Source organism: Glutamicibacter soli, from assembly GCF_052322135.1.
Lineage (GTDB): Bacteria > Actinomycetota > Actinomycetes > Actinomycetales > Micrococcaceae > Glutamicibacter > Glutamicibacter soli.
This window is the reverse complement of the sequence record NZ_CM125969.1, coordinates 1,719,358-1,743,832: the sequence shown is the minus strand read 5'-3', so window position 1 is coordinate 1,743,832 and position 24,475 is coordinate 1,719,358. Positions and strand designations below refer to the sequence as shown.

Genomic DNA, 24,475 nt, shown 5'->3' with positions numbered 1-24,475 from the left:
GAAACAGTGTTTCCGACCGGGTGATCGTTTGGGGTGAGTAACGGGGTTTGAACCCGCGACCTTCTGGACCACAACCAGACGCTCTACCGACTGAGCTATACCCACCATGTTCGCTTTCATACCAAGTCAAAACGCTTTTGCGTGGTGACCCCGCATTCGGCAACGAGAAATACTATACACACATTTTCCCGGTGCTGGCCAATTGCGAACGCCCCCGGCGGCTGTGGATTGCATCACCCGCCGCCGGGGCGCCGTCGATTGACTCCTAGGAAGGGTTCGACTTGATCTCGGCGGCGATCCCCGCGGCTACTGCCGAGGTCGGACCCGGCACTGGAACCATGACCGCGGCGCGGTAATAGCGCAGCTCGTCGATCGAGTCCTTGATATCGCCCAGGGCGCGGTGGTTGCCGTCCTTGGCCGGAGCCGAATAGTAGGCCTTGGGATACCAGCGGCGGCTGAGCTCCTTGATCGTGGACACGTCGACGATGCGGTAGTGAAGGTGCTCGATCACCTCAGGCATATCGCGCACCAGGAAGGTTTTGTCGGTGCCGACAGAGTTGCCTGCCAGCAGGGCGGTCTTCGGCTCCGGGGCGTAGGCGCGGATGTAGTCCATGACAATGGTGGTGGCCTCGGACATGGTCATGCCGCCGTCGAGCTCCTCGAGCAGGCCGCTATTGGTGTGCATGTTGCGGACGAAGTCGCCCATCTGCTCCAAGGCCTGGGGCTCGGGCTTGATCACGACGGATACCCCGTCGCCCAGGACATTCAGTTCGGAGTCGGTCACCAGGACGGCGACCTCAATCAATGCGTCGTTTTCCAGGCTGAGCCCGGTCATTTCGCAATCGATCCACACAAGTTTTTCTGCAGAAGTAGGCATGAACTCAAATTTACCCCACCTAAAAATGCCATGTTCGGCACCGGAAAACGTGAATTGGCGTTTCCTCAAAGTTTCGGTGTATAGTAATTCTCGTTGCCAAGGACTTCAGTTGAAACGCAATCGCGTTGTGACTAGGTTCAAAGTGAACATGGTGGGTATAGCTCAGTCGGTAGAGCGTCTGGTTGTGGTCCAGAAGGTCGCGGGTTCAAACCCCGTTACTCACCCCAATATCGAGGTGCGAACCTTCGACTGTTGACGCAGTCGAGGTTCGCACCTCGTTTTCATTCCGAACATGTCACCCATCAATATTCCGCAGCATTCCGTCGGTCCGGCTGGTCGCCTTTTGCCGAGCACGACAATCATCGAACGACGCTCCTGATTCGCGGGGCCAGCCAGCTCATTGGCGCTTAGCCACCCCAAGCTTGACCCCGGCGGACGTCTACAGTTTTTCGAACTCTGAATCATGTAGAAATTCTTGACACACGTGCTCCCCGGTCCTGCGGTTGTGATGTAAAAAATTATTTACATCTGGAGATGTCATGACATTCACAGAACGGTATACCTGGGCGGGGCTCATCCTCAGCATCGCTACCTTCGCCGCATACTGGATCGTCATCGTCATCCGCGCGGCCTCGGACGGGCTTCCCTTCGCCGAGGTCGCTTGGCAGGGTCCGATGCTCTGGGCCCTCATTCTCGGCGGCGGACTTTACGCGCTGGCCATGCTCGTATTGTGGATACGTGTTCGCGGCGAGGCGCATACCGACGCCCGCGACCACGAGATCGAACGCTACGCGGCCACCGCAGGCAGCGGCCTCACGGGGGTCGCCGTGCTGGCAACGCTTGTCATGCTGGCCCTGGCCGCGCCGCTTTTCTGGACTGCCACGGTGCTGTTCGCCGGATCCTTCCTCGGCTCCGTCGTGAGCACGGGCGTCACGCTGTCCGCCTACCGCAGGGGGTTCTAGTGGGCGGCTCCAAACCCACCAAGGTCACCAACTGCATCCGCGATCTGCGCACGGAGCTCGGGCTCACCCAGGCCGGCCTGGCAGCCACGCTCGGCGTCTCGCGCCAGACCGTCATCGCCATCGAACAGGGACGCCACTCGCCCTCGCTCGAAATGGCATTCCAAATCGCGCAGTCACTGCGCGTCCCGCTCGACGAGGTCTTCTCCTACCAGGGGGACGACGCGTTCTGACCCGCCGATGCCTAGCGCCGCGCAACGCTAGCTCCCTGGCGTCCCACCGCCCAAGGACCGTGCCCGCGGCACGGAGCCTGGGCTTCCCATACCCTTTTGGAGTTCCCATGCGTGCACTATTGCAGCCCGTATACGGCGAGGCCCACACCCTGACGATGGGCGACGTGCCCGTCCCCGAGCCGGCCAGGGGCCAGGTGCTGGTCCGGGTGGCCGCCGCCTCGGTCAACGCGGCCGACGTTTTCCTCATGCGCGGCGTGCCCCGCATGGTGCGGCCGGGCCACGGGCTGAAGCGCCCGGCCCGGCGCAGGCTCGGTCTTGACCTGGCGGGTGTGGTGGCCGACGTCGGCCCCGGGGTCATTCGCTGGAAGCCGGGCGACCCGGTGTTCGGGCAGGGCCTCGCCACCTTCGCCGACTGCGCCTTGGCTAGGGAGCACCAGCTCGCACCGCTTCCCGACGCGATATCCCCGGAACATGCCGCGGCCGTTCCAGTTGCGGGAACCACCGCGCTGGGCGCCGTCGACGTCGCGCGGGTGGCCCCGGGCCAGCGGGTTGTGGTGACCGGAGCGGCCGGCGGCGTCGGCCAGTTCGCCGCGCAGCTGGCGGCGCTGCGCGGCGCCGAAGTCATCGCGGTGTGCTCCGGGCGAAACATCGAGCGGGTGCGGTCGCTGGGGATCGAGCACGTCCTGGACTACGAAACCACGAGCCCGCTGGACACGCCGATTCCCTACGACGCAGTGATCGACAACGCGGGCGCCGCGCGCATCCGCGACTGGCGCCGCGTCGTGGCGCCCGGCGGGTCCATCCTGCCCAACAGCGGAGTTCCCGGGCCTGACGGCGGCGCCCTGATGCGCGTGTTCAAGGCCCAGTGGCACGGGCTCATCGCTTCGCAGCGGGTGCGCGTCTTCACGGGGAAGGTCACCGCGCCGGCGCTCACCGAGCTGGGCGTGCTGCTCGCCGCGCAACGCATCTCACCGCTGCTGGACACTATCTACCCGCTGGAGCAGGCGCCGCAGGCGCTGGCCGCGGCGGGCACCCACCACGCACGGGGCAAAATCGTCATCTCCATCTCGCCGCTGGAAAGACACGCGTCATGAGTAGGCGGAGCTTGTCGGCGGGATGGTGTTCTGCGGGCTCGGCGCGTTCCAATTCCTGCGCGGGCTTCGCGACCGGCATCCGCGGTACCACCGGATCGCGGGCCGGATCGTGCTTCCGGCCGGGTTGGCGATGGCGTTGAGCGGACTGTGGATGACGCAGATGTACGACTTCGTGCCCGAGCAGAGCTGGCCGGTGCGCGCGGTGCGCCTCCTGTTCGGATCGGCCACCGCCGTCGGCCTGGTGCTGGCGCTGGCGGCGATGCCGCCGAGGACCTCCAAGCCAGCGTGGCCCCGATCCTGCTCGCCTGGGCCATTCGCGAGGGCCGGACCATCGCCATCCCGAAAGCCTCAACAATTGCGCATGTTGAAGAAAATGCAGCGGCAGCCGCGTTGGAGCTCACAAGCCGCCATTTAGAGGTCATTGACCCTGCGTTCCCCACCTGTGCGGGAAACACCGTTGGAAATGTTATGGGTGCTACTCCGAAGGTTCGAGAAACTCATTTGAGTCAGTTGACGACAACTTTTCGAGAACATTGAATTTGGATTAATTTCACGCAAATCGAGCTTTTTTGGAATGTTACGAAGAAAAGCCTTATTGTTTCGAACATGTGAGGAATTTCAGCTTCTGGTTCGTGCACGGCTTTGCCGCTATGAACTTCTGAGTTTTGCGCGCGTATTTTCGCCAACTGTCGAATAACCGGAAAATCCTAGCCGTTGACCGGGACATTATTGCTAGTAAAGTCGCTACTGAATACCCTCAAAACTACTTGGGTTGCGAGGCAATGCTACTTGACCGGCTCAACCTGGGAGTTTGATATTAGTAGGATGACTGGCTTCCATATTGAGCGCCGAGACATACTGCCTTCCCGTGTCAAAGCGCTGGACACGGCACTCGAAGCAGCACGCACCGGCGGTCCGATATTCATCATCGCGGACGTCGGGTCTGGACGCACGACGTTTTCGCTGCAGCTGATGGATCGAATTGAATCCAATTTCATTTGGATTGTCGGTTCCAAAGCGCTGAGCTCCGTTCCCTTTTCCACGTTGAGCGTCCTCGCGACCCAACTGCCCAACGGATCCACAGGCACGTCGCCCACGGAGCTGGTCACGGGCATCGGCCGAGCCACGAGCGAACGCACCCAGTGGATTTTCCTGGACCAGGCGGAATACGTGGATCAGCAAAGCGCCGCTGTCCTCAAGCAGTTCGCTACCGCCGGAAACATTCGCCTGGTGGTCGCCACGGCGGCAGTACGTTCGCTGCCCTCGGAGCTGCGCTCCCTGATTTCCTCCCCGAGTTTCATGCGCATAGAACTTGCGCCCCTCTCCTACGACGACGCGAACCTGATACTCTCCGAGATCCTCGGCGGCGCCGTCAATTCGAGCGCGGTCACTTCGCTGCTGGAATTCTCCGGCGGACATGCGCTGCATCTGCGTGAGCTGGCCCTTGATGCCCAGTCCACCGGGGCGCTGACCAAGCAGCAGGACTACTGGACGCTCAACAGGGCCTGGACACCGCATGGGAAACGCACCACGGACCTGATCAACGCCCGCTTGAGCGACCAGCCGGAAAACGTCAGGGAGGCCCTGGAACTCCTGGCGGTCACGGGTCCGGTCACTCTGCCGGTGGCCCGCAAACTCATGGGCCAGTCAATCTATGATGCCATCGACGCCGACTTGGTCCGCCTCGACCTCGTTTCGGAGAACCCCATTACCGGCGAGCGCACGGAGCGCGTCCGGCTGGGGGCGGGGCTCTCCTCGCAACTGGTTTTCAGCAGTTTCGATTCGTCCACGCTGCGCCGGCATATCAAGACCATCGAGGAGAAGCTGTCCTGGGAACTTTTCGACTCGGCCTCGCGCAGCCGGTTCACCAGGCATCGGCTGGAGATGGGGCTGACCGTTCCGATTCGCGAGCTGCTCTTTGATGTCGAGCAGTCAACCAGCGCGCGGCAGTTCTCGCAGGTGATCGCGTTGACCGATTTGCTGGACCAGCAGCGAGTCGACTCCCCCGACCAGCTGGAATCGTTGCTGATTGCCCGCGCGGATGCGTTGTATGAGCTTGGCAAGCCGGAGGCCGCATTGGCCTTGCTGCAGGAGCACCTGCCAACGGGTTCGCCGGAGATCCGCTTTGTCGCCGCCAAGATCGCTTATGCAAGTCTAGGGCGGCTCGCAGTGGCTGAGCAGATCCTGGAACCCCGCCCGGGCGATCCGCCAGGCGTTGCCGCGTATCTGCTACTGATCCGCTCGCGGGCCAATAAGGTTGTTGATATCGCGTCCTTGCGCGAGTATGCGTCGATGCCCGGGCTGCGCAGTGAAGGTCGGGCCGCATGCCTGGCCCATGTGCTGATCGAGAAGTCCTACGCCGGGTTGGCCGAGGAGGCGATGGCCGAGTACGTCCGGATTTCGTCCTCGCCGGAGTGGAAGACGTGGCCTGCCTCGGTTCGGTCCGAACTGGTCTTCGCGTTCCCGACGATCGCGTTCGCGCTGGGGATGAATCCTGCGCAGTTTGCCCAGTTGACGGTAGGTGACGATCTCAAGGAGGCGAACGCCGATCACGGGAACGTCATGGTTAGCATCGGCATGGGCTATCTGGAGTCCGGGTTGGCTTCGCAGGCCTTGGCTGCGTTGGAGCAGGCCATCGGCTTGCTGTCGGTGGGCGACCCGTATTTGGTCAAGGGGTTTGCAGCGGCGTTTGCCGCGTATGCCGCCTCCCTGCTGGGCGACCGGTCCAAGGCGTCGTACTACCTGGACATGTCGCGTGCTCAGCCCGAGGTTTCGGGTCAGATCCTGCGCCCGATCGCCGAGCGTTCGCTCCTGTCGGTGGTTTTGGATCTTGAAGGCGAGCAGGCCGCTGAGGAGTATCTGCACAAGCTGCTTGCTGAGGCCGAAGGATTCGGCCGGAAGAACCTGGTGATGCGCCTGCTGCTCGAAGCGTGGCAGTGCGGGCTGGTGGCCGATGCTTCACGCCTTTCGGAAGCTGCGTTGCAGGTGCAGGGGCCGCTGGCGGCGACGCTGGCGGGGTATCAAGCGGCGCTTGAGGATCCGGCGGAGCTGAATGTGGGACAGCTTGTGCAGGCCCATGTCGATGGAGGGCAGCTACTGCTGGCTGCCCAGCTGGCGGCGAGCGCCGCGGAGAGTGCTCGGGTTTTGGGCCGGCGCACGGTGGCCACTCATCTGCTGGGGCTTTCGGTCGAAATCGCCCAGCCGCTGGAACAGGTTAATACGCCGGCACTGGGTCGGGCGCGTGTTGATGAAGCGCTGTTGACGGCTCGTGAATTTGCAACGTGCGTGCGTGCCGCATCGGGGGCGAGCAATCACGAGATCTCCCAGGAGCTGTTTTTGTCCCCGCGTACGGTGGAGGGACACCTGCAGCGCTCGTATGCGAAATTGGGTATCACGGACCGTCGGCAACTGCTGGCGGAGCCTGTCGCGACGGATGATGAAGTGCTCCCGGCCACAGAGCATACTCTAGCCCTACCTATTTCCGAGCGATGGCCTACCTAGTCGTCTGGTTTTGTTCCTTAAATGTCCATACTTACGCATATGATGATTCTTGTTCGATCAACCTATGCGATGGGTTCTTGGGGGAATCACAGTAGTTGATGGAGCGGATCACGGGATTTTCGATTGCAATCACTCGCAATGAGCGCATATGACTCCCACCGATACAGACCGGTGCCAGCATCATTGATGCTGGCACCTTGTCGTTAAGCTTTGTGACGCCATGCCACGCTCTATATTCGAAGCTATGTTCGAATCGGTGGTTTGAAGGTGTCTAAACCCGCGTTTTTCGAGACTTATTGCTTCAAACATGACGTAGGCAACAGAGTTTCGGTCGTAAATAGGCGCATGTCAATGGGTGAGACCATAATGGGAGTGAACAGTTCGTCAGGTCATTGCACGTGGCCTGCCCCGAACCAGCCCCTCGCCCCCGTCCGAAAGGCGTCTCTCCGTGAAACGCGCGCTCTTTGAAGAAGACCACGAACAGTTCCGCGAACTTGCCGTTGAGTTCAACGCCCGGCAGATCGCCGGTAAGTATGCGCAATGGGAAAAAGAACACCAGATTCCCCGCGAGGTGTGGCAGTCCGCCGGGGAGAACGGATTGCTCGGTCTCGCGGTGCCGGAAGAGTTCGGCGGCATGGGCATCGACGACTACCGCTTCCGCGTCGTGCTTGATGAGGAGTTCGTCCGTTCAGGGCACCTTGCGGTGGCATTGGCCCTGCACCTGCATGACGACCTCGTGCTCCCCTACCTGCTGGCCTACGGGTCGCAGGACCTGAAGCAGCGCTGGCTTCCGCGGTTCGTGGACGGATCCACGATCACCTCCTGCGCCTTCACCGAGCCGGGTGCCGGGTCGGATCTGCGAGGGGTGCGCACCAAGGCTGTGCGCGACGGGGACGACTGGCTGGTCAGCGGCCAGAAGACCTTCATCGGCAACGGCGCCTACGGCGATGCGGCAGTGGTGCTGGCCCGCACGGACGGGCAGACCGCGCGGGCCGGGGAGGATTCGTTCACCCTGTTCATGGTCGAGCGTTCCGAGGGCTACTCGAACGGGCAGCCATTCGACAAGATGGGCCTGCGCGCTTCCGACACCGCAGAGCTGTTCTTCGACGAGGTGCGCGTTTCCGACGCCGATCGCATCGGCGAGGTCGGCCAGGGGCTCGCATACGTCAAGGAGCAGCTGCCGCAGGCGCGCCTGGCGATCGCAGTAGCGGCCAGCGCCATCTGCACCGCCGCATTCGACCAGGCCCTGGCCCATGCCGGCGAGCGCTCCGCCTTCGGCCAGGCGCTGACCGGCTTCCAGAACACCCGCTTCGAGCTGGCGGACCTGAAGACTGAGGCGCATGTCACCCAGGCCTTCGTCGATCGCGCGGTCCTCGCGTTCAACGAGGGAGAGCTCGACGCGCAGGAGGCGGCCGAGGTGAAGCTTTGGGCTAGTGAAAGCGCGAAAAAACTCACCGACAAGGCGCTGCAGATCCATGGCGGGTACGGCTACATCATGGAGTACCCGATCGCGCAGTCGTTCACCGCATCCCGCTTGCTGACCATTTTCGGTGGCACAAGTGAGATCATGCGTGAAACTATTGGACGAGCACTCTAAGCACTTTTTGGAAAGGAACTGATCACGTGCCAATTCGGCAGATCACCGTCTACGGGGAACCCGTCCTGCACAAGCGCGCCGTGGAGGTGACGCAGTTCGACGACGAGCTTCGCCACCTGGTGGCGGACATGCACACCACCATGGATGCCGCGCACGGCGTAGGCCTGGCCGCTCCGCAGATCGGCCTGGGGCTGCGCATGTTCACCTACGTCTACGCGGACCAGGACGATGCCCCGGAGCGCGGCGTGGTGATCAACCCGAAGCTGACCCTGTCCAAGGTGTCCCAGGGTGTTCCCGACGCCGAGGACGACTCCGAGGGCTGCCTGTCGGTGCCGGGGCTGGATTTCCCGCTCAAGCGCGCCGACTACGCCAAGGTGGAGGGCTTTGACGAGTTCGGCAATCCGATCTCCTTCGAGGCGCACGGCTGGTTCGCCCGCATCATGCAGCACGAGTACGACCACCTGGACGGCCTGCTGTACGTGGACAAGCTGCAGCCGCGCTGGGAGAAGCGCTGGAAGAAGGCCAAGAAGTCCCTCGGCTGGGGCGTGCCGGGCAATACCTGGCTTCCGGGCACCGATGCGGACCCGTTCGGCCACTAGGCCCTGAACTCCAGATACCGCTGATGCAGCGCCGCACCGAGTCGATCGGTCGGCGCTGTGCGCGCGTTCCACGGCCTTTCGGCCTTGCCCGAACGCAGCCAGAAGGGCTTGACCATGCCGTTGCTGCCCGGGCCGATCTGCGCGCGCAGCCGCTCGTCGGCGACCAGCGAGCGGTCCGCGTAGGACAGGTAGTACTCGTCGAAGTGCCCCAGCAGGCGCAGCGGAAGCCTGGAGGGAAGATCCGCCGCCAGCGCCGGGCAGGCGAAGAGCAGGTAGAGCTCCTCGCCGTGGGTGTCCCGCCCCACGCAGAGCAGCTCTGAACCCAGCTCGGCGGCCGCCGTCTTGAGCTGCGTGAGCGTCTGCCCGGTATACCAGGCGGCATCCCTGATGCTGGCAGGTCCATGGCCCGCCAGATAGCGCCTGAGCAGCTCCTGCAACGGCTGGGCGGGCTGGAGGTCCGGTGCGGCCAGGCGATCAAGCAGGATGAAGTCCTGGCCGGCGAGCCCCGCGCCCTCGGGAACCGGCCCCAGGCACAGCAGGCCCTCCATGACCAGGCACATAAGCAGGTGCACCCCGCGTTGCGCGGAGGTCTGGATTCCGCGCTCGTTGAGCATGTCGAACAGGCCGGCACGGCTCGCGTGGCCCCGCTCTTCCAGGTGGGCGGCGATCAACGTCCCGGCGGCGTCGATGCCGGCCGCGGTGATCTGCAGTTCGCGCAGGCGCGAGCCCATGGCCTTGAGCGTGCGCTGGCGTGTGGCCCGCACCAGCCACCGCACGTCGGCGGCGGCGCAGATATGCAACGTGCCGCGCATGGTCCAGGAGCGCACCAGTTCCCCCGAGGCGAACAGCGCGTCAATGCGCGCCCTGCCGATGCCCTTTCCCGAACGCTGGGCGAGCGCGTAGCGCCCGGCTGCCAGGTCCTGGGATTGGAGCGCCAGCATGCGTTCCGCGGACGCGGGGATGGAGCCGGCAGGTTCCAGCAGCAGCTGGTTCGCCATGCGCAGCTGAAGGATGCGCCGCGGCGGCAGGTGCTCGGTCATCGAGATCGCATCCTATGCCAGCGGCGTGCGGATCCACTCGGCGAGCGCCTGCCTGAGCAGGGACCAGCTGGCGGCGGTGTCGAAGGAGGTCACCAGGTGCGAATCGCTGAGTTTGTGCATGCAGTACCCGGCCCAAGGCACCACCGTGAGATCCGTCAGCCCACGCTCCCACGCGGCGACCAGCACCGGTTCCACCTGGGGGCCGCGCAGCACCGGGTCGAGGTCGATACCCAGCAAGGGATCGAACATTTGTTCCCATTGCTCGAATGCGGTGAGGTCGATCCCCTCGCGTCCGTACTGCGCGGTCCAGGCATCGTTGTCGGTGGCGCGGCTCGCTGCCGTGGTGAGGGCCGCGAGTCCGGGGACGCGATGGGCGCCGTGCGCCTTCACGCCCCAGGCGTTCGACCAGGTGCGAATCCACCGCCGCTCCCACAGGATCCGTGCGGCTTCATCCGGCATGGCGGAGGACCCCGTTTCGGGAACCGGGTTCAGCTCGGGCAGGGCGAGGTCTTCAGCGAGGCCCCAGGCGTGCCGGATGAACAGCAGCATCCGGATCGGCTGCCCGTGGTCGTCCATGGCCAGCGACATGTCCGCAGGCCACGAACTCTGGCGCAGGGCCGGGTTCGTTGATCGCATCATGCCCCGAGCTTGGCACAGGACGCCTCCACTGGCAACAGATTTCCGGCCGCCGGGACTATGTCAGGCTCCACCGGTTCCGGCCCAGGCTCCAACGCCGCCCCTCCAGATCGATATGCACCGTGGTCTTTGCTCCCGGACGCAGAAAGCGCCGGCGTTGTTCAATGCGCGCCTCGCCGCGAAGATAGACCCGCAGCGCGCGGCAGAGCCTGCCGAGGTCGAAGTCCGCGTCGGATTCGTCATCCAGCAGCGCGCAGTGGACGCCGAGCTCCGGTATGAATGCCTCCAGCCAGACGCCGTCGAGACGGATGAATGCGGTGCAGCTCGGATCCGCGGTGCTGCCGACGAGCACCGAATACCGCGGCGGGTTCTCGCGCAGGTCGGTTTCCAGGACGCTGAAGCCCTCGGCGAAGGTCGCCGCGACGACGCGATCCAGCCGCGTGGTGAGCTCGTTTGGCATGCCACCAGCCTACCTCCGCCTCCGACGCAGCCTCGAGTATTCCGGCGGGTCAGGGATTCGGCACCCGGGAGACGCGGCGTCCGATCTGCCATCGCTGCCCGTCAGCCTCAACGTGGACTACCGGAGTCGTCCCGGAGCGGAACAGCCGGCACAGGCGGTGCAGCTCGGCTTCCTTGCCGGCCTCGTTGTCATCATCGTCAACAATGCCCGTCCGCACATCGTGGTCCGGGAAATCGACGTCCAAGCGGATCAGGTCGATCCTGATCACCGCGGCGAGACCGGTCCCGCAGTTGCGCACCAGCACCGAGTATTGCGGCGGGTTCTCCCGGGAGGCGTCCTCGACCACGATGAAACCCCGGCCGAACACCTCCCCGGTGACCCGGCACAGCATGGATTTCAGCTCGATCGGCATTTCCAGAGTGTACAGCGGGCTTGCGGCCCTCCGAACCCCGCTGCCCGCGGTGCGCAACAAATAGAACAACCCCATGGCCATGCAGATGCCCAGCGTCAGATAGGCAGAGAGCAGTGCGGCCGCCGCGGCCAGCACGTAGATGGGCATCGATACCAGGCCGCGAAGCAGGATCGAGCGCGTCTGCCGGGCATCGAGCGTTTCGCACAGCAGGTGCGGCCGCCGCTTGGGCAGATGGTATTGCAGGGCGAAAAAGACCACGGGGGTCAGCAGGAACGATCCGGCGTGGATCACGGCTGCCAGCACCCCGTCGGGAAAAGCCTCGACGCGTCCAGTCCCGCTCAGCTCGGCGCCATGTCCCGGTGCCATGGCAGCCCCCTTGCCGCGTTTCTTGCCCCGATGGGTTGCGACTCTACTCCTTGGCGGCCTCCGCGGAGCCGCCAGCACCGGATTTCCCGCGCGGGACGCGTCCGAAGGACGCCAAAGGGGCCGCACCCCGCGTGCCGAAGCACGGGTGTGCGGCCCCTTGGTGGAGCGTATCGCTGCGAAGAGACTAGGCGGTGACTGCCTGGGCCTTCACTGCAGGCACCGCTGCCGGGTGGGTTCCGGCCATGGTCTCGATGACGCGGACAACCTGGCAGGAGTAGCCGAACTCGTTGTCGTACCAGACGTAGACGACGGCGTTCTTGCCGGTGGCGATGGTCGCGAGGCCGTCGACGATGCCGGCGCGGCGCGAGCCGACGAAGTCGGTGGAGACGACGTCAGGCGAGTCGATGTAGTCGATCTGCTTGTGCAGCTCGGCGCCCAGCGAGGTTTCACGCAGGTAGTTGTTCAGCTCGTCCTTGTCGGTGGCGGTCTCCAGGTTGAGGTTCAGGATCGCCATGGAGACATCCGGGGTAGGAACGCGGATGGCGTTGCCGGTCAGCTTGCCTTCCAGCTCCGGCAGGGCCTTAGAGACGGCCTTGGCGGCACCGGTTTCGGTGATCACCATGTTCAGGACCGCCGAGCGGCCGCGGCGCTCGCCCTTGTGGAAGTTGTCGATCAGGTTCTGGTCGTTGGTGAACGAGTGAACGGTCTCGACGTGGCCGTGGATGACGCCGAACTTGTCGTTCAGGGCCTTCAGGACCGGGGTAATGGCGTTGGTGGTGCACGATGCGGCGGAGACGATCTTGTCATCGGCGGTGATGTCGGAATCGTTGATGCCGTGCACGATGTTCTTCAGGCTGCCCTTGCCCGGTGCGGTCAGCAGCACGCGGGCAACGCCCTTGGACTGCAGGTGCTGGGACAGGCCTGCCTCGTCGCGCCAGCGGCCGGTGTTGTCGACGACGATGGCGTTGTCGATGCCGTAGGCGGTGTAGTCGATGGTGGCCGGGTCGTTCGAGTAGATGACCTGGATCAGGGTGCCGTTGGCGAGGATGGTGTTGTTTTCCTCGTCCACGGTGATGGTGCCGTCGAAGCGGCCGTGCACCGAGTCGCGGCGCAGCAGCGAGGCGCGCTTGATGATGTCGTCATCCGAGCCCTTGCGCACGACGATGGCGCGCAGGCGCAGGCCGTAGCCGCCGCGCTCGATGAGGATGCGGGCCAGCAGGCGGCCGATGCGGCCGAAGCCGTACAGGACCACGTCGGTTGGCTCGGCGTCGGTGGCGCCGGCCTGGCCGACCTTGGCGCCCAGCTCAGCGGAGACGAATTCGTTCAGGTCGGCGGAGCCGGACTCGACGAACTTCTTGTTCAGGCGGCCGAGGTCGACGGAAACCGAACCAACGTTCAGGGTTTCAATGACATCGAGAATTGCCTTGGTGGCATTCAGGTCCAGCTCTTCACCGTCGATGCGGCGCACCACGCGGTGGGCCTTGATGATATCGATGGCGGACTGGTTGATCAGCTTGCGGCCGTAGATGGAGGTCACCACATTGTTCTTGCGGTAGAGACGTCCGATCAGTGGAATCATGGCCTCGGCGAGCTCTTCGCGCCCGCTCCATTCTTCCTGGACAACGACAGACTGCTGGGTCACAGAGAATCCTTCCAAATCAGCCGGCTTGCAGATCCATAAAGCCGGTTGGCACCGAGAGAAGCACCATTGCTTTTGCGGTGGTGCGGGGTAACAGGATCATCCCCGCAAGTACGTTTTCCATTCTAGTCGGTGCACGGAGTTTCCACAGGCTTGCGCCTGTGAATCATCTCACCGTTCTGGAGTGTGCGAATGGGATGGCCGATACGCCGGGTTTTGTCCCGCCGAAGCGGTGACGGTCATCTATCTACGACTGCCGTTGCCGACAGCCTCTAGCGGTCCACCCGACTGCATGGGGCGAACAGCCCTCGTAACGCAGTCTGTCTGACCTTGCTCCGAGTGGGGTTTACCGAGCCATCCCGGTCACCCGGGATGCTGGTGGTCTCTTACACCACCGTTTCACCCTTACCAGGAGAACCTGGCGGTCTATTTTCTGTGGCACTGGCCTGCGGGTTACCCCGAGTGGGCGTTACCCACCACCCTGTTCTGTGGAGCCCGGACGTTCCTCGGGACAATTGCTTGCCACGCGACCGTCTGGCCATCCCATTCACCACTAGTCTAGTACCTTTGCGAACAACATCGTGTCCAGTGCCGCCGGCGAACTGGCTCACACGGGCTGCGGGTAGAAGTAGTCCTCCAGCAGCCGCAGCCAGATCTCGCTGATGGTCGGATAGGCGGGCACCGCGTGCCACAGGCGTTCCATCGGCACCTGCCCGGCGATCGCGATGGTGGCGGCGTGCAGCAGCTCGGCGACGTCCTGGCCCACGAAGGTCGCGCCGAGGATCACCGAGCGGGCCTTGTCGACGATAAGCGTCGCCCGGCCGGAATACCCGCTGGCATGCAGGCTGGCCCCGGCCACCGACCCCAGGTCGTGCTCGATGACCACGATGTCCAGGCCTTGGCTGCGCGCCTGCTTTGCGGTCAGCCCGACGGCTGCGACCTGCGGATCGCTGAACACCACCCGCGGCACGGCGCCGTGGTCGGCGGTCGCTGCCTGGGCGCCCCAGGGATCGTCGGCCAGCGGTTTCCCGGTGAGCCGGGCGGCGATCGCCCTTCCGGCGGCGCGGGCCTGGTACTTGCCCTGGTGGGTGAGCAGGGCGCGGGAATTCACGTCGCCCACCGCATACAGCCAATCGGTGCCGGGAACGAGCAGCGTGTCGTCGACCTCGCGTAGGGCCTCGGGCTGGATGCCGAGTTCCTCCAGGCCCAGATCGGCGGTGTTGGGTTTCCTGCCGGTGGACACCAGCAGTTCCTCGGCCTGCAGCACGGCGCCGTCCTCCAGCTGGACGCTGACCACGCCGTCGGGGCCGCGGTCCACGCGTGCCGGGGTGGCGCCCTCGCGCACGTCGACACCCCTGGCCTGCAGCGCCCGGGCCACCAGGTCCCCGGCATGGGGTTCCTCGGAGCCCAGCAGCCGGCCGCGGGCCAGCACCGTGACCTGGGCGCCAAGCGAACCATAGGCGAAGGCCATTTCGGTTCCCGCCACGCCGCCGCCGATGACGATCAGCCGGGCCGGGACCTGCTGGGCCGAGGTGGCCTCGCGGGTGCCCCAAGGCTCGGCGTCGGCCAGCCCGTCGATGGGCGGCAGCGCCGGGGCGGAACCGGTGGCCAGCACGACCGCGCGGGCGGTGTAGGCCTGCTCCCCCACCTGGACCGTGCGTTCCCCTGCCAGCCGGCCGTGGCCGCGCAGCAGCGTGATGCCCGCCGATTCCAGCCACTTGACCTGGCCGTCGTCTTTCCAGCCGCTGGTGAAGGCGTCGCGCCGGGCCAGCACGGCGGGCGCGTCGAGCGAACCGGTCAGCGCCTGCTGCGCGCCGGGCAGCCGCCGGGCCGCATCCAGCGCCTGGCCGCTGCGCAGCAGCGCCTTGGAGGGCATGCACGCCCAGTACGAGCATTCGCCGCCGACCAGTTCGGATTCGACGATGGCCGCCGACAGCCCGGCCCTGGCCGCGTAGTCGGCGGCGTTCTCCCCGGCGGGCCCGGCGCCGATCACTATGAGATCGAAGTCGGCCGCGGTCTTCGCTGGATCCTGCATGGTCCCTCCTTGTCCTGGGAGCGGCACACCCGCCCCTGGGGCCTCAGCCTAGTGAGACCGGGGCGTTGGCGATAGGGGCGCAGGCGGATGCCCAGCCGGAGGCTCAGTGGCGATAAGCTGGAGAGCGTGCTTATTTTGCTGCCGCCTTCAGAAGGCAAGACCGCCCACGCCGCCGGAACCCCGTTCGAGCTGACTGAGCTCTCGTTCCCCGAACTGACCGCGGACCGCGAGCTGGTGATTTCGGCGCTGTCGGAGGTTTCCGCGCGCGATGACGCGCTGGAACTGCTCGGGGTCGGGGCCTCGCTGGCCACCGAGGTCACCCGCAATATCAAGCTGCACACCGAGCCGGCGGCCCGCGCGCACGACATCTACTCGGGGGTCCTGTTCGAGGCCCTGGGTTATGCGAGCCTGGATGAGGCTTCGCAGCGGCGCGCCGACGCCTCGGTGGTGGTGGTCTCTGCCTTGTGGGGCGCGGTGCGTTTCGGCGACCGGATCCCGCCGTACCGGCTGTCGATGTCGGTCAAGCTCGAGCCGCTGGGCAAGCTGGCCAGCTGGTGGAAAAAGCGCATGAGCGCGGTGCTCGACCAGGCGGCCGAGGGGCAGCTGGTCGTCGACGCCCGCTCCAGCACCTATGCGGCGGCATACAAGCCTGCCGCCGGGAACACCGTGGCGGTCAACGTCTTCCAGCTGCGCAACGGCACCCCCAAGGTGGTCTCGCACTTCGCCAAGCACACCCGCGGCGAGGTCGCCCGATTCCTGGTGCAGCAGTCCCAGGCGCCCACCACGGCGCAGGAGCTGCTGGAACTGGCCTCCACCAAGTGGGAGGCGAGCCTTATCGAGGACAAGAAGGGCACGGCGCTGAACATCCTGCTTCCGGAGGACCACCAGTTCACCACCGTGAACAAGGTGGCCTGAGCGCGACTCAGCCCACCTGGTCCGAGGCGACCAGCTCGACTTCGAATCCCGCTTCGTCCGCCAGGTAGGCGGCATAGTGCTGCCGCCCGCCGGCATACGGGTGGCGGTCGGCGAACAACAGGGTGAAGCCGTGGGCCAGCGCGTCGGCGGCCAACGCCTCGACCTGCTGGGGGCTTCCTGCCTTGAAGGCCAGGTGGTTCAGCCCAGCCCGGGTGCGCTCGTGGGCGCCGGGCACCACGTCGGGCCCGGATTCCAGCACGATGTAGAAATCCCCGTAGCGGTAGCTGACCCCGGCATTCCAGCGCGATTCCAGCTCGAATCCCAGGTGCAGCAAGAGCCAGCCCAGCGACTTCTCGCTGGTTTCCAGGTCCTGGACCCACAGCTCCAGATGATGCAGCATCGGCGTCCCCTTAAGGGGTGAGGATGAAGTCCCAAGGGTCGGAATTGACTTGGGAAACCTCGATCTCGACCTCGTGGCCCAGATCCCGCAGCACGTTGCCCAGGGCCTTGGCCGCGGAGGACAGCCACACCCACTCGGAGGCGAAGTGCGAGACGTCGATCAGGTACGGGAAGCCCGACCCGGCGGCTTCGCGCGCCTCGCTGGCCGGGTGGTGGCGCAGGTCGGCGGTGACGTAGACATCTGCCTGGTGCGAACGCACCGCATCGAACAGCGAATCCCCGGCCCCGGAGCACAGCGCGACCTTGCGCACCAGCCCGGTGCGGTCGCCGGCCACGCGGATGCCGCCGGCCACGGCCGGCAGCACGGTGTAGACGCGTTCGGCGAAGTCCTCCAGCTTCATCGGCTTGTCCAGGAAGCCGACCCGGCCCAGCCCTTCCTCGGGCAGTCCGTCCTTGGATTCGACCAGCGGCACGCAGTCCTTGAGCCCGAAGGCGTCGGCCAGGGCGTCGTTGACCCCGCCCACGGCGCTGTCGGCATTGGTGTGCGCGGTCAGCAAGGCGGTCCCGGTCTCGATGAGCCGGTGGATCGCCTCGCCCTTGAAGTTGGTGCCGGCCACCTGGGTGACCCCGCGCAGCAGCAGCGGGTGGTGGGTGATCAGCAGGTCGGCGCCGCGGGCGATCGCGTCCTCGATGACGGCGAGGGTCGGGTCCACGGCCAGCACGACCTTGGACACCGGCGCGCCAGTGCGCCCTGCCACCAGTCCGACAGCATCCCAGTCCTCGGCCAGGGACTGCGGCCAGAGTTCTTCGGCTGCCTCCAGGACGTTGCCCAGGGTCGCAGCGCCGGCGCTGGTGCGCGCCTGCTGGTCCGCCGGCTCCTCGGCAACGGGCTTGAGCGCAGGAGGCGCCACCGCGGCATCTTGAGGCTGGGGTTCGTGCGAGTTGTTTGCCTTGCTCTGCATATGCCAAGCCTACGCGCTGGAACCGGCGACGGAACAGAATGCAACGCCGCGACGTTGGGATGTGTGTGAGTACTCTGAGCATTCAATCGCCCCATCATTTCACTGCCAGCCTGGACGTCGACGGCAAGCGGCTGACCACCTTCGTGCTGGCCGGCGGCTGCTTCTGGTGCCTGGACGCGGTATACCAGCGCACCAAGGGGGTGGCCGCGGTCATCTCGGGCTACATCGGCGGGCACACCGCGGATCCGGACTACTACCAGGTGTGCACCGGAACCACCGGCCACGCCGAAGGACTCGCGGTGATCTTCGACGAAGACGTGGTGCCCGCAGAAGTCATCCTGGACATGTTCTTCACCATGCACGATCCGACCACCCTGAACCGCCAGGGCTACGACGTGGGAACCCAGTACCGCTCGGCCATGTTCCCGCTGGACGCGCAGCAGCGCGCCACCTTCCAGAAGGCCATCGACAAGTACGCGGGCCTATACCCCGATCCGATCGTCACCGCAATGGAAGAATCGAAAGATTTCTACCCGGCCGAGGAAATCCACCAGGATTACTACACGAACAACTCCCGGGCGGGCTATTGCCGGGCCATCATCGACCCAAAGCTCGCAAAAGTCAGGAAATATTACGCTCAATGGCTAAACGAGGCCTGAGCGCCCAGCCGCCCCACTAGTGTTGGATATGAACCATTCGCGGTCAGCGCACCGCGGAACACGCTTGCAGACAAGTCACGTAAGGATTGCATAGAAGATGGCCAAGATCTACAACAATGTCACCGAAGTAGTTGGCGGAACCCCGCTGGTGAAGTTGAACCGCCTGAGCGAAGGCCTGCCAGGCAACATCGCGGTCAAGCTCGAATTCTACAATCCAGCCAACTCGGTCAAGGACCGCATCGGCGTGGCCATCGTCGACGCCGCCGAGAAGTCAGGCTCGCTGAAGCCCGGCGGCACCATCGTCGAAGGCACTTCCGGCAACACCGGCATCGCCCTGGCCATGGTCGGCGCGGCCCGTGGCTACAAGGTCATCCTGACCATGCCGGAGACCATGTCCACCGAGCGCCGCGTCATGCTGCGCGCCTTCGGCGCCGAGATCGTGCTGACCCCGGGTGCCGACGGCATGCGCGGCGCGGTCGAGAAGGCCAAGGAAATCGTGGCCACCACCGAGAACGCCATCTGGGCCCAGCAGTTCGCCAACGACGCGAACCCGCAGATCCACTCCGAGACCACCGGCCCGGAAATCTGGGAAGATACCGACGGCGCCGTGGACGTGCTGGTCGCAGGCATCGGCACCGGCGGCACCATCACCGGCGCCGGCCGCTACCTGAAGTCCAAGAAGGCCGACCTGCAGCTGGTCGCCGTGGAGCCGAAGGACTCCCCGATCCTCAACGGCGGCAAGCCGGGCCCGCACAAGATCCAGGGCCTGGGCGCCAACTTCATCCCCGAGGTGCTGGACACCGAGCTGTACGACGAGGTGCTGGATGCCAGCATCGACGACTCCGTCGCCACCGCCCGCGCGCTGGGCGTGAAGGAAGGCATCCTCGGCGGCATCTCCGCCGGCGCAGCCGTCTGGGGCGCCCTGCAGGTCGCGGCCCGCGAAGAGAACGCCGGCAAGCTGATCGTGGCGATCATCCCCGACTTCGGCGAGCGCTACATCTCCACCCTGCTCTTCGACGACATCCGCGGCTAGCCTGCCCTGCGCGAGATCTGAAAAGAAGTTCGCCGAAAAGTGAATAAATCGGCGCGAGCCACCGTTGAACCTTAAAGGGTTCGCAATGGTGCGGCTCGCGCCGATTTGCTGTGTGACATCTGTATTTCCGTCACGAAAACGACCAACCACTAAGGTAGAGTTCATGAGTTTCTTCTCCCGGCTACGTGAAGACCTGGCCACCGCCCGATCCCATGATCCGGCCGCGCGCAGCGACGTGGAAAACTTCTTCGTGTATTCCGGCCTGCATGCGATCTGGATGCACCGGCTTGCCCACCGCATGTGGCAGAACCCCGCGCTGCGTTGGCCAGCGCGCCTGCTCTCGCAGGCGAACCGCGCGATCACCGGCATCGAGATCCACCCGGGCGCGACCATCGGCCGCCGCTTCTTCATCGACCACGGCATGGGCATCGTCATCGGCGAGACCGCCGAGGTGGGCGACGACGTAATGCTGTACCACGGGGTGACCTTGGGCGGCCGTTCGCTGGCCAAGGTCAAGCGCCACCCGACCATCGAGGACCGCGTGGTCATCGGCGCCGGCGCCAAGGTGCTGGGCCCGATCACCATCGGCGCTGATTCGGCCATCGGCGCGAACGCCGTGGTGGTCAAGGACGCGCCGGCCGGTTCCATCGTGACCGGCATCCCGGCGCAGAACCGCCCGCGCACCCCCGAGCAGCGCCAGCCGGCCGTCGATCCGGCCGAGTACATCGATCCGGCCATGTGGATCTAGCCTGCGGCAGCGCCAAGGCACCAACGGCACAGCGCCGGTACCCAGGGGGTACCGGCGCTGTGCCGTTGGCGCTGGTGGACTACTCGCCGAGCAGGTGCGAAGGCTTCTGGCCTTCAAGCAGTTCCACCGACTCGTCGGACGGATCCTGCGCCTGGACGCCGAGCTTGCCGCGGGTCAGCTTGTTCATGATCATCGCGATCGCGCCGTCGCCGGTCACGTTGGTCGCGGTGCCGAAGGAGTCCAGCGCGATGTAGGCGGCAAACATCAGGCCGACCTCGACCTCGCCGAAGCCCAGCATCTGCTGCAGCAGGCCGGCTGCCGCGGCGATCGCGCCGCCGGGGACGCCCGGCGCGGCGATCATCATGACGCCGAGCATCAGGATGAACGGCAGGTAGGAGCCGAAGGACACGTCGCCGCCGGTGAGCAGCAGCACGGCGATGGAGAAGCAGGTGATCTTCACCATCGAGCCGGACAGGTGGATGGTGGCGCACAGCGGCACCACGAAACCTGCCACGGAGTCGGCGACCTTGTTCTTCTTGGTGGAAGCGAGGGTCACCGGGATGGTGGCGGCGGAGGACGAGGTGCCCAGCGCGGTGAAGTAGGCGTCGCGCATGTTCCACAGCGCCTTGAACGGGTTCTGCTTGTTCATCGAACCGGCGATGGTGTACTGCAGCAGCAGCACCACCAGGGTCAGCGCGAAGGAGACCACGGCGACCAGCAGGAACTTCTGGATCACCACGACGGCCGAGCCGCTGGCCGAGAGGTCAAGGAAGATGCCGAAGATGAACAGCGGCAGGGCCGGCACGATGATGCGGCGGATGACGCCCTCGATGATCGCGCGGAATTCAACCACGCCGCGGAAGAGCACCTTGGAGTGGAAGGAGGTGATGCCCACGCCCACCATGAAGGCCAGCACCAGCGCGGTCATCACGCCGAAAACCGGCTCCAGGACGATGGCGGTGGCCGAGTCGGAGGCCGAGGCGGTCAGCGTCACGAAGGGTTCGAAGCCCGAGCCCTCGCCCTCGGTGATGGCTTCCACGCCGCCTCCGGCCAGCGGGCCGCTGAACAGCCAGATGCTGGTGAAGTAGGCCAGCAGGCCGGCGGCGAAGGTCGAGCCGTAGGCCACGACCGCGGTGAGGCCAAGCCACTTGCCGGCGCCCTTGCCGAGCTCCGCGATGGCCGGGGCGACCAGGCCGAAGATGATCAGGGGCACCACGAAGCCCAGGATGCCGGAGAAGATCGAGTTGTAGGTGAGGAAGGTGCTACCAAGCCAGAGCGGCATGACCGGCCCGAGCAGAATGCCCGCCACGATGGCCAGGACAATCCAGCCAAGCAGCGGTATCGATTTCAGCAGCTTCATGAGGTTCCTTTGGGGTGAGAGGTCAAAGCGATGCGATGCGCCCGCGGATTGTGTCGCAGCGCACCAAACAATGATAGAGGGTGGCCGGGGCGCACCGAAATTTCCCCGCGCGGGTCCGGTGTTAAGTAGGCTGGTTTCCATGACCCAGCACCCCGCAGACACCCACGACACCATCCGCGTCCGCCAGGCGCGGGAGAACAACCTCAAGGGCGTCGACGCCGACATCCCCAAGCGCCGCATCACCGCCTTCACCGGGGTCTCCGGCTCCGGCAAGTCCTCCCTGGTCTTCGGCACCATCGCCGCCGAATCCCAGCGGCTGATCAACGAGACCTACACGGCGTTCATCCAGACCTTCATGCCCTCCATGCCGCGCCCCGACGTGGAGGTGCTGGAAAACCTGTCCGCGGCGATCGTGGTGGACCAGGAGCGCATGGGCGCAGACTCGCGCTCGACGGTGGGCACCGCCACCGACGCCTACTCGCTGCTGCGCGTTTTGTACTCGCGCTACTCGGTGCCCAGCGCCGGCGGCGCCGGGGCCTACTCCTTCAACCTGGGCGAGGGCGCCTGCGCGGTGTGCGAGGGCTTCGGCACCGAGGCGAGCATCGACCTGGACGAGCTGCTGGACTGGGACAAGACCCTGAACGAGGGCGCGATCACCGCCCCGAACTTCGCCCCCGGCGCCTGGCTGTGGCAGACGCTGACCGCCGGCACCCAGGCGGACCTTGACGTCAAGCTGCGCGACATGCCAGCTAACATGCTTCACCGGCTGCTCTACGACCAGGCCGGGAAGGTGAAGCTGAACGGCGCGAACATGAGCTATTCAGGGCTGGTCACCCGCATCAAGTCCAACTACATCCATTCGGGCCGCGAGATCAAGCAGGCGCACATCCGCGACTGGATCGCCCGCATCTCCACCACCGCGCCGTGCTCGGCCTGCGGCGGCTCGCGGCTGGGCGAGAAGGCCCGCGCCTCGAAGATCAACAACCTGGGCATCGCGGACATGACTGCGCTGCAGGTCTCGGACCTGCTGGCGGAACTCGACCAGCTGGACATTCCGGCCGCCGCTCCCCTGCTGGCCAACCTGAAGGCGGTGCTGGAGGCGATGGTGCAGATCGGCCTGGGCTACATCTCGCTGGACCGTCCGGCCGGGACCCTTTCGGGCGGCGAGGCGCAGCGCGTGAAGATGATCCGCCATCTGGGCAGCGCCCTGTCGGATGTCACCTACGTGTTCGACGAGCCCACCGTGGGCCTGCACCCGCACGATATCCAGCGCATGAACCGGCTGCTCGAAGACCTGCGCGACAAGGGCAACACCGTGCTGGTGGTCGAACACAAGCCGGAGGTCATCAAGATCGCCGACCACGTGATCGACCTGGGCCCCGGGGCCGGCGTGCATGGCGGACAGGTCACCTACAGCGGCGACGTGACCGGACTGCTGGCCAGCGGCACGCTGACCGGCAGGCACTTCTCCACCCGCATCCCGCTGAAGGCTTCGGTGCGCCCGGGGCGCGAGCCGCTGCCGATCCGCGGGGCGCACCTGCACAACCTGAAGAACGTGGACGTGGATGTGCCCACCGGGGTGCTGTGCGCGGTGACCGGGGTGGCCGGCTCGGGCAAGTCCTCGCTGATCCATTCGACGATCTCCAAGCGCGAGGACGTGGCGGTGGTGGACCAGTCGGCGATCCGCGGTTCGCGCCGCTCCAACCCCGCCACCTACACCGGGCTGCTGGAACCCATCCGCGCGGCCTTCGCCAAGGCCAATGGGGTGAAGCCGGCGCTGTTCAGCGCCAACTCGGAGGGCGCCTGCGAGCACTGCGGCGGCGTGGGCTTCACCTACACCGACCTGGTGTCCATGGCAGGGGTGGCGCTGCCCTGCGAGATCTGCGAGGGCAAGCGCTACAAGCCCGAGGTGCTTGAATACACCCTGGAGGGTCTGAACATCGCCCAGGTGCTGGACCTGAGCATCGAGGCCGCCGCGCAGCGGCTGAAGATCAAGAAGGCCGCCGCCATGCTTGAACGGCTGAACCAGGTGGGCCTTGGCTACCTGAAGCTCGGGCAGCCGTTGAATACGCTCTCGGGCGGCGAGCGCCAGCGCCTGAAGCTGGCGATCAACCTGGGCAAGGGCGCGGGCACCTACGTGCTGGACGAGCCGACCACCGGCCTGCACCTGGCCGACGTGCAGCGCCTGCTGGCCCTGCTGGACGAGATGGTCGATGAGGGCAACACGGTGATCGTGATCGAGCACCACCTGGCGGTTATCGCCCACGCGGACTGGGTCATCGACCTGGGCCCGGGCGCCGGTCACGAGGGCGGCACCGTGGTCTTCGAAGGCACCCCGGCGCAGCTGGCGGCCGCGGGCACCCTGACCGGCGAGCACTTGGCCGCGTACGTGAAGGACTGATGGTGCCATTCACGCTGCGCGCTGCGGGCCCGGCGGATGCACGGGAACTGACCCGGGTGCAGGTGCTCTGCTGGAAGCAGACCTATTCGGCCATGCTGCCGGCGAGCTTCTTCACCCCGGAGCACGAGGCTTCCCGGCTGGCCCAGTGGCGCCGGGTGCTGGCCGATCCGGCCTGCCAGGTAGCGCTCGCCGAGGGATCGGACGGCGGCCTGCTGGGATTCGCGATGGCCGCCAAGCCCTTCGGCGAGGCGGCGGCCGGCCTTCCGGTGGGCCGCCAGCTCTACAGCCTCTACGTGCTGGCCGAGCACCACGGCACGGGGGCGGGCCGGGCGCTGCTGGATGCGGTGCTGGGAACTGCGCCGGCCGTGCTGTGGGTGGCGCAGGGCAACGCCCGCGCCATTGCCTTCTACCGGCGCAACGGCTTCGCGCCGGACGGCACCACGATGACCGACCCTGCGATCCCGGGCATCACCGAGGTGCGGATGCTGAGCGTCGGGCAGCCGCCGCACCCTGGATCCATTTCCTAGCCCAGATCGACGTCCAAGGAGGA

General features: G+C 65.6%; 24 protein-coding genes, 2 tRNA genes and 1 other RNA gene. 15 read left to right on the top strand and 12 right to left on the bottom strand.

Annotated features, from left to right (window positions below):
* Positions 1-29: 29 nt before the first annotated feature.
* Both ACTX90_RS08270 and orn read right to left on the bottom strand, forming a co-directional pair.
* Positions 30-105 (bottom strand) — tRNA-His (locus tag ACTX90_RS08270).
* Positions 106-265: 160 nt separating this feature from the next.
* Positions 266-877, bottom strand: a complete 612-nt coding sequence (gene orn / locus ACTX90_RS08265; protein ID WP_443443828.1) for an oligoribonuclease — start codon at positions 875-877, stop codon at positions 266-268.
* A 151-nt stretch (positions 878-1,028) separates the two neighbouring features.
* Here orn and ACTX90_RS08260 point away from each other — a divergent pair.
* From ACTX90_RS08260 to def, 9 genes are all read left to right on the top strand, one after another.
* Positions 1,029-1,104, top strand: a tRNA-His gene (locus tag ACTX90_RS08260).
* Between the two features lie 312 nt (positions 1,105-1,416).
* Entirely contained in the window at positions 1,417-1,839 is a 423-nt protein-coding gene (locus ACTX90_RS08255; RefSeq protein WP_113607952.1) for a hypothetical protein, read from the top strand.
* Complete coding sequence (locus tag ACTX90_RS08250) at positions 1,839-2,069, top strand: helix-turn-helix transcriptional regulator (RefSeq protein WP_120990825.1); 231 nt, start codon at positions 1,839-1,841, stop codon at positions 2,067-2,069. The genes ACTX90_RS08255 and ACTX90_RS08250 overlap by 1 nt, the downstream gene beginning before the upstream one ends.
* Positions 2,070-2,176: 107 nt before the next feature.
* On the top strand, positions 2,177-3,163 hold the full coding sequence (locus ACTX90_RS08245) for an NAD(P)-dependent alcohol dehydrogenase (protein ID WP_443443826.1): 987 nt from the start codon (positions 2,177-2,179) through the stop codon (positions 3,161-3,163).
* Positions 3,164-3,185: 22 nt separating this feature from the next.
* On the top strand, positions 3,186-3,578 hold the full coding sequence (locus tag ACTX90_RS08240) for a DUF2306 domain-containing protein (protein ID WP_424572412.1): 393 nt from the start codon (positions 3,186-3,188) through the stop codon (positions 3,576-3,578).
* Positions 3,476-3,700, top strand: coding sequence for a hypothetical protein (locus ACTX90_RS08235; RefSeq protein ID WP_424572421.1), 225 nt, complete (start codon positions 3,476-3,478; stop codon positions 3,698-3,700). Before ACTX90_RS08240 ends, ACTX90_RS08235 begins: the two co-directional genes overlap by 103 nt.
* 288 nt (positions 3,701-3,988) lie before the next feature.
* Positions 3,989-6,664 (top strand): LuxR C-terminal-related transcriptional regulator, encoded by a 2,676-nt coding sequence (locus tag ACTX90_RS08230; protein WP_443443823.1) that lies wholly within the window; start codon positions 3,989-3,991, stop codon positions 6,662-6,664.
* Between the two features lie 448 nt (positions 6,665-7,112).
* A complete protein-coding gene (locus tag ACTX90_RS08225) occupies positions 7,113-8,261 on the top strand; it encodes an acyl-CoA dehydrogenase family protein (RefSeq protein ID WP_047119017.1) in 1,149 nt (382 codons plus the stop codon).
* Positions 8,262-8,287: 26 nt separating this feature from the next.
* Entirely contained in the window at positions 8,288-8,860 is a 573-nt protein-coding gene (gene def, locus ACTX90_RS08220) for a peptide deformylase (RefSeq protein ID WP_047119016.1), read from the top strand.
* On the opposite strand, the gene ACTX90_RS08215 is transcribed toward def, so the two are convergent.
* From ACTX90_RS08215 to ACTX90_RS08185, 7 genes are all read right to left on the bottom strand, one after another.
* Positions 8,857-9,900, bottom strand: a complete 1,044-nt coding sequence (locus ACTX90_RS08215; protein ID WP_443443821.1) for a winged helix DNA-binding domain-containing protein — start codon at positions 9,898-9,900, stop codon at positions 8,857-8,859. The two genes, def and ACTX90_RS08215, sit on opposite strands and share 4 nt — an antisense overlap.
* Positions 9,901-9,912: 12 nt before the next feature.
* Positions 9,913-10,539 carry a hypothetical protein gene (locus ACTX90_RS08210; RefSeq protein ID WP_443443819.1) on the bottom strand — a complete coding sequence of 209 codons (627 nt, stop codon included), beginning with the start codon at positions 10,537-10,539 and terminating at the stop codon, positions 9,913-9,915.
* A gap of 55 nt (positions 10,540-10,594) precedes the next feature.
* Positions 10,595-10,996, bottom strand: a complete 402-nt coding sequence (locus ACTX90_RS08205; protein WP_113607960.1) for a hypothetical protein — start codon at positions 10,994-10,996, stop codon at positions 10,595-10,597.
* A gap of 49 nt (positions 10,997-11,045) precedes the next feature.
* Positions 11,046-11,774, bottom strand: coding sequence for a hypothetical protein (locus tag ACTX90_RS08200; RefSeq protein ID WP_443443818.1), 729 nt, complete (start codon positions 11,772-11,774; stop codon positions 11,046-11,048).
* A gap of 184 nt (positions 11,775-11,958) precedes the next feature.
* Positions 11,959-13,416 carry a glyceraldehyde-3-phosphate dehydrogenase gene (locus tag ACTX90_RS08195; RefSeq protein WP_443443816.1) on the bottom strand — a complete coding sequence of 486 codons (1,458 nt, stop codon included), beginning with the start codon at positions 13,414-13,416 and terminating at the stop codon, positions 11,959-11,961.
* 186 nt (positions 13,417-13,602) lie between these two features.
* An RNA gene (gene rnpB / locus ACTX90_RS08190) (RNase P RNA component class A) lies at positions 13,603-13,959 on the bottom strand.
* A gap of 61 nt (positions 13,960-14,020) precedes the next feature.
* Positions 14,021-15,448, bottom strand: a complete 1,428-nt coding sequence (locus ACTX90_RS08185; RefSeq protein ID WP_047119010.1) for a dihydrolipoyl dehydrogenase family protein — start codon at positions 15,446-15,448, stop codon at positions 14,021-14,023.
* 126 nt (positions 15,449-15,574) lie between these two features.
* Here ACTX90_RS08185 and ACTX90_RS08180 point away from each other — a divergent pair, with 126 nt between their 5' ends.
* Positions 15,575-16,363: a YaaA family protein gene (locus ACTX90_RS08180; protein ID WP_053797994.1), complete on the top strand. Its 789-nt coding sequence runs from the start codon at positions 15,575-15,577 to the stop codon at positions 16,361-16,363.
* A 7-nt stretch (positions 16,364-16,370) separates the two neighbouring features.
* Here the strand turns inward: ACTX90_RS08180 and ACTX90_RS08175 are convergent, their stop codons facing one another.
* Positions 16,371-16,763 carry a VOC family protein gene (locus ACTX90_RS08175; RefSeq protein WP_443443814.1) on the bottom strand — a complete coding sequence of 131 codons (393 nt, stop codon included), beginning with the start codon at positions 16,761-16,763 and terminating at the stop codon, positions 16,371-16,373.
* A 10-nt stretch (positions 16,764-16,773) separates the two neighbouring features.
* Positions 16,774-17,724 carry a Nif3-like dinuclear metal center hexameric protein gene (locus ACTX90_RS08170; RefSeq protein WP_082344738.1) on the bottom strand — a complete coding sequence of 317 codons (951 nt, stop codon included), beginning with the start codon at positions 17,722-17,724 and terminating at the stop codon, positions 16,774-16,776.
* Between the two features lie 131 nt (positions 17,725-17,855).
* On the opposite strand from ACTX90_RS08170, the gene msrA reads away from it, so the two are divergent.
* From msrA to epsC, 3 genes are all read left to right on the top strand, one after another.
* Complete coding sequence (gene msrA, locus ACTX90_RS08165; protein ID WP_113608000.1) at positions 17,856-18,383, top strand: peptide-methionine (S)-S-oxide reductase MsrA; 528 nt, start codon at positions 17,856-17,858, stop codon at positions 18,381-18,383.
* Between the two features lie 97 nt (positions 18,384-18,480).
* The gene (gene cysK, locus ACTX90_RS08160) at positions 18,481-19,416 is read left to right on the top strand and encodes a cysteine synthase A (protein ID WP_047119006.1); all 936 of its coding nucleotides are present in this window, start codon (positions 18,481-18,483) and stop codon (positions 19,414-19,416) included.
* A gap of 163 nt (positions 19,417-19,579) precedes the next feature.
* Positions 19,580-20,164: a serine O-acetyltransferase EpsC gene (gene epsC / locus ACTX90_RS08155; protein ID WP_053797996.1), complete on the top strand. Its 585-nt coding sequence runs from the start codon at positions 19,580-19,582 to the stop codon at positions 20,162-20,164.
* Between the two features lie 79 nt (positions 20,165-20,243).
* On the opposite strand, the gene ACTX90_RS08150 is transcribed toward epsC, so the two are convergent.
* Positions 20,244-21,524 carry a dicarboxylate/amino acid:cation symporter gene (locus tag ACTX90_RS08150; RefSeq protein WP_443443812.1) on the bottom strand — a complete coding sequence of 427 codons (1,281 nt, stop codon included), beginning with the start codon at positions 21,522-21,524 and terminating at the stop codon, positions 20,244-20,246.
* A gap of 139 nt (positions 21,525-21,663) precedes the next feature.
* Here ACTX90_RS08150 and ACTX90_RS08145 point away from each other — a divergent pair, with 139 nt between their 5' ends.
* Positions 21,664-23,925 carry an ATP-binding cassette domain-containing protein gene (locus tag ACTX90_RS08145; protein WP_443443810.1) on the top strand — a complete coding sequence of 754 codons (2,262 nt, stop codon included), beginning with the start codon at positions 21,664-21,666 and terminating at the stop codon, positions 23,923-23,925.
* Positions 23,925-24,452 (top strand): GNAT family N-acetyltransferase, encoded by a 528-nt coding sequence (locus tag ACTX90_RS08140; RefSeq protein WP_443443808.1) that lies wholly within the window; start codon positions 23,925-23,927, stop codon positions 24,450-24,452. The genes ACTX90_RS08145 and ACTX90_RS08140 overlap by 1 nt, the downstream gene beginning before the upstream one ends.
* Positions 24,453-24,475: the final 23 nt, after the last annotated feature.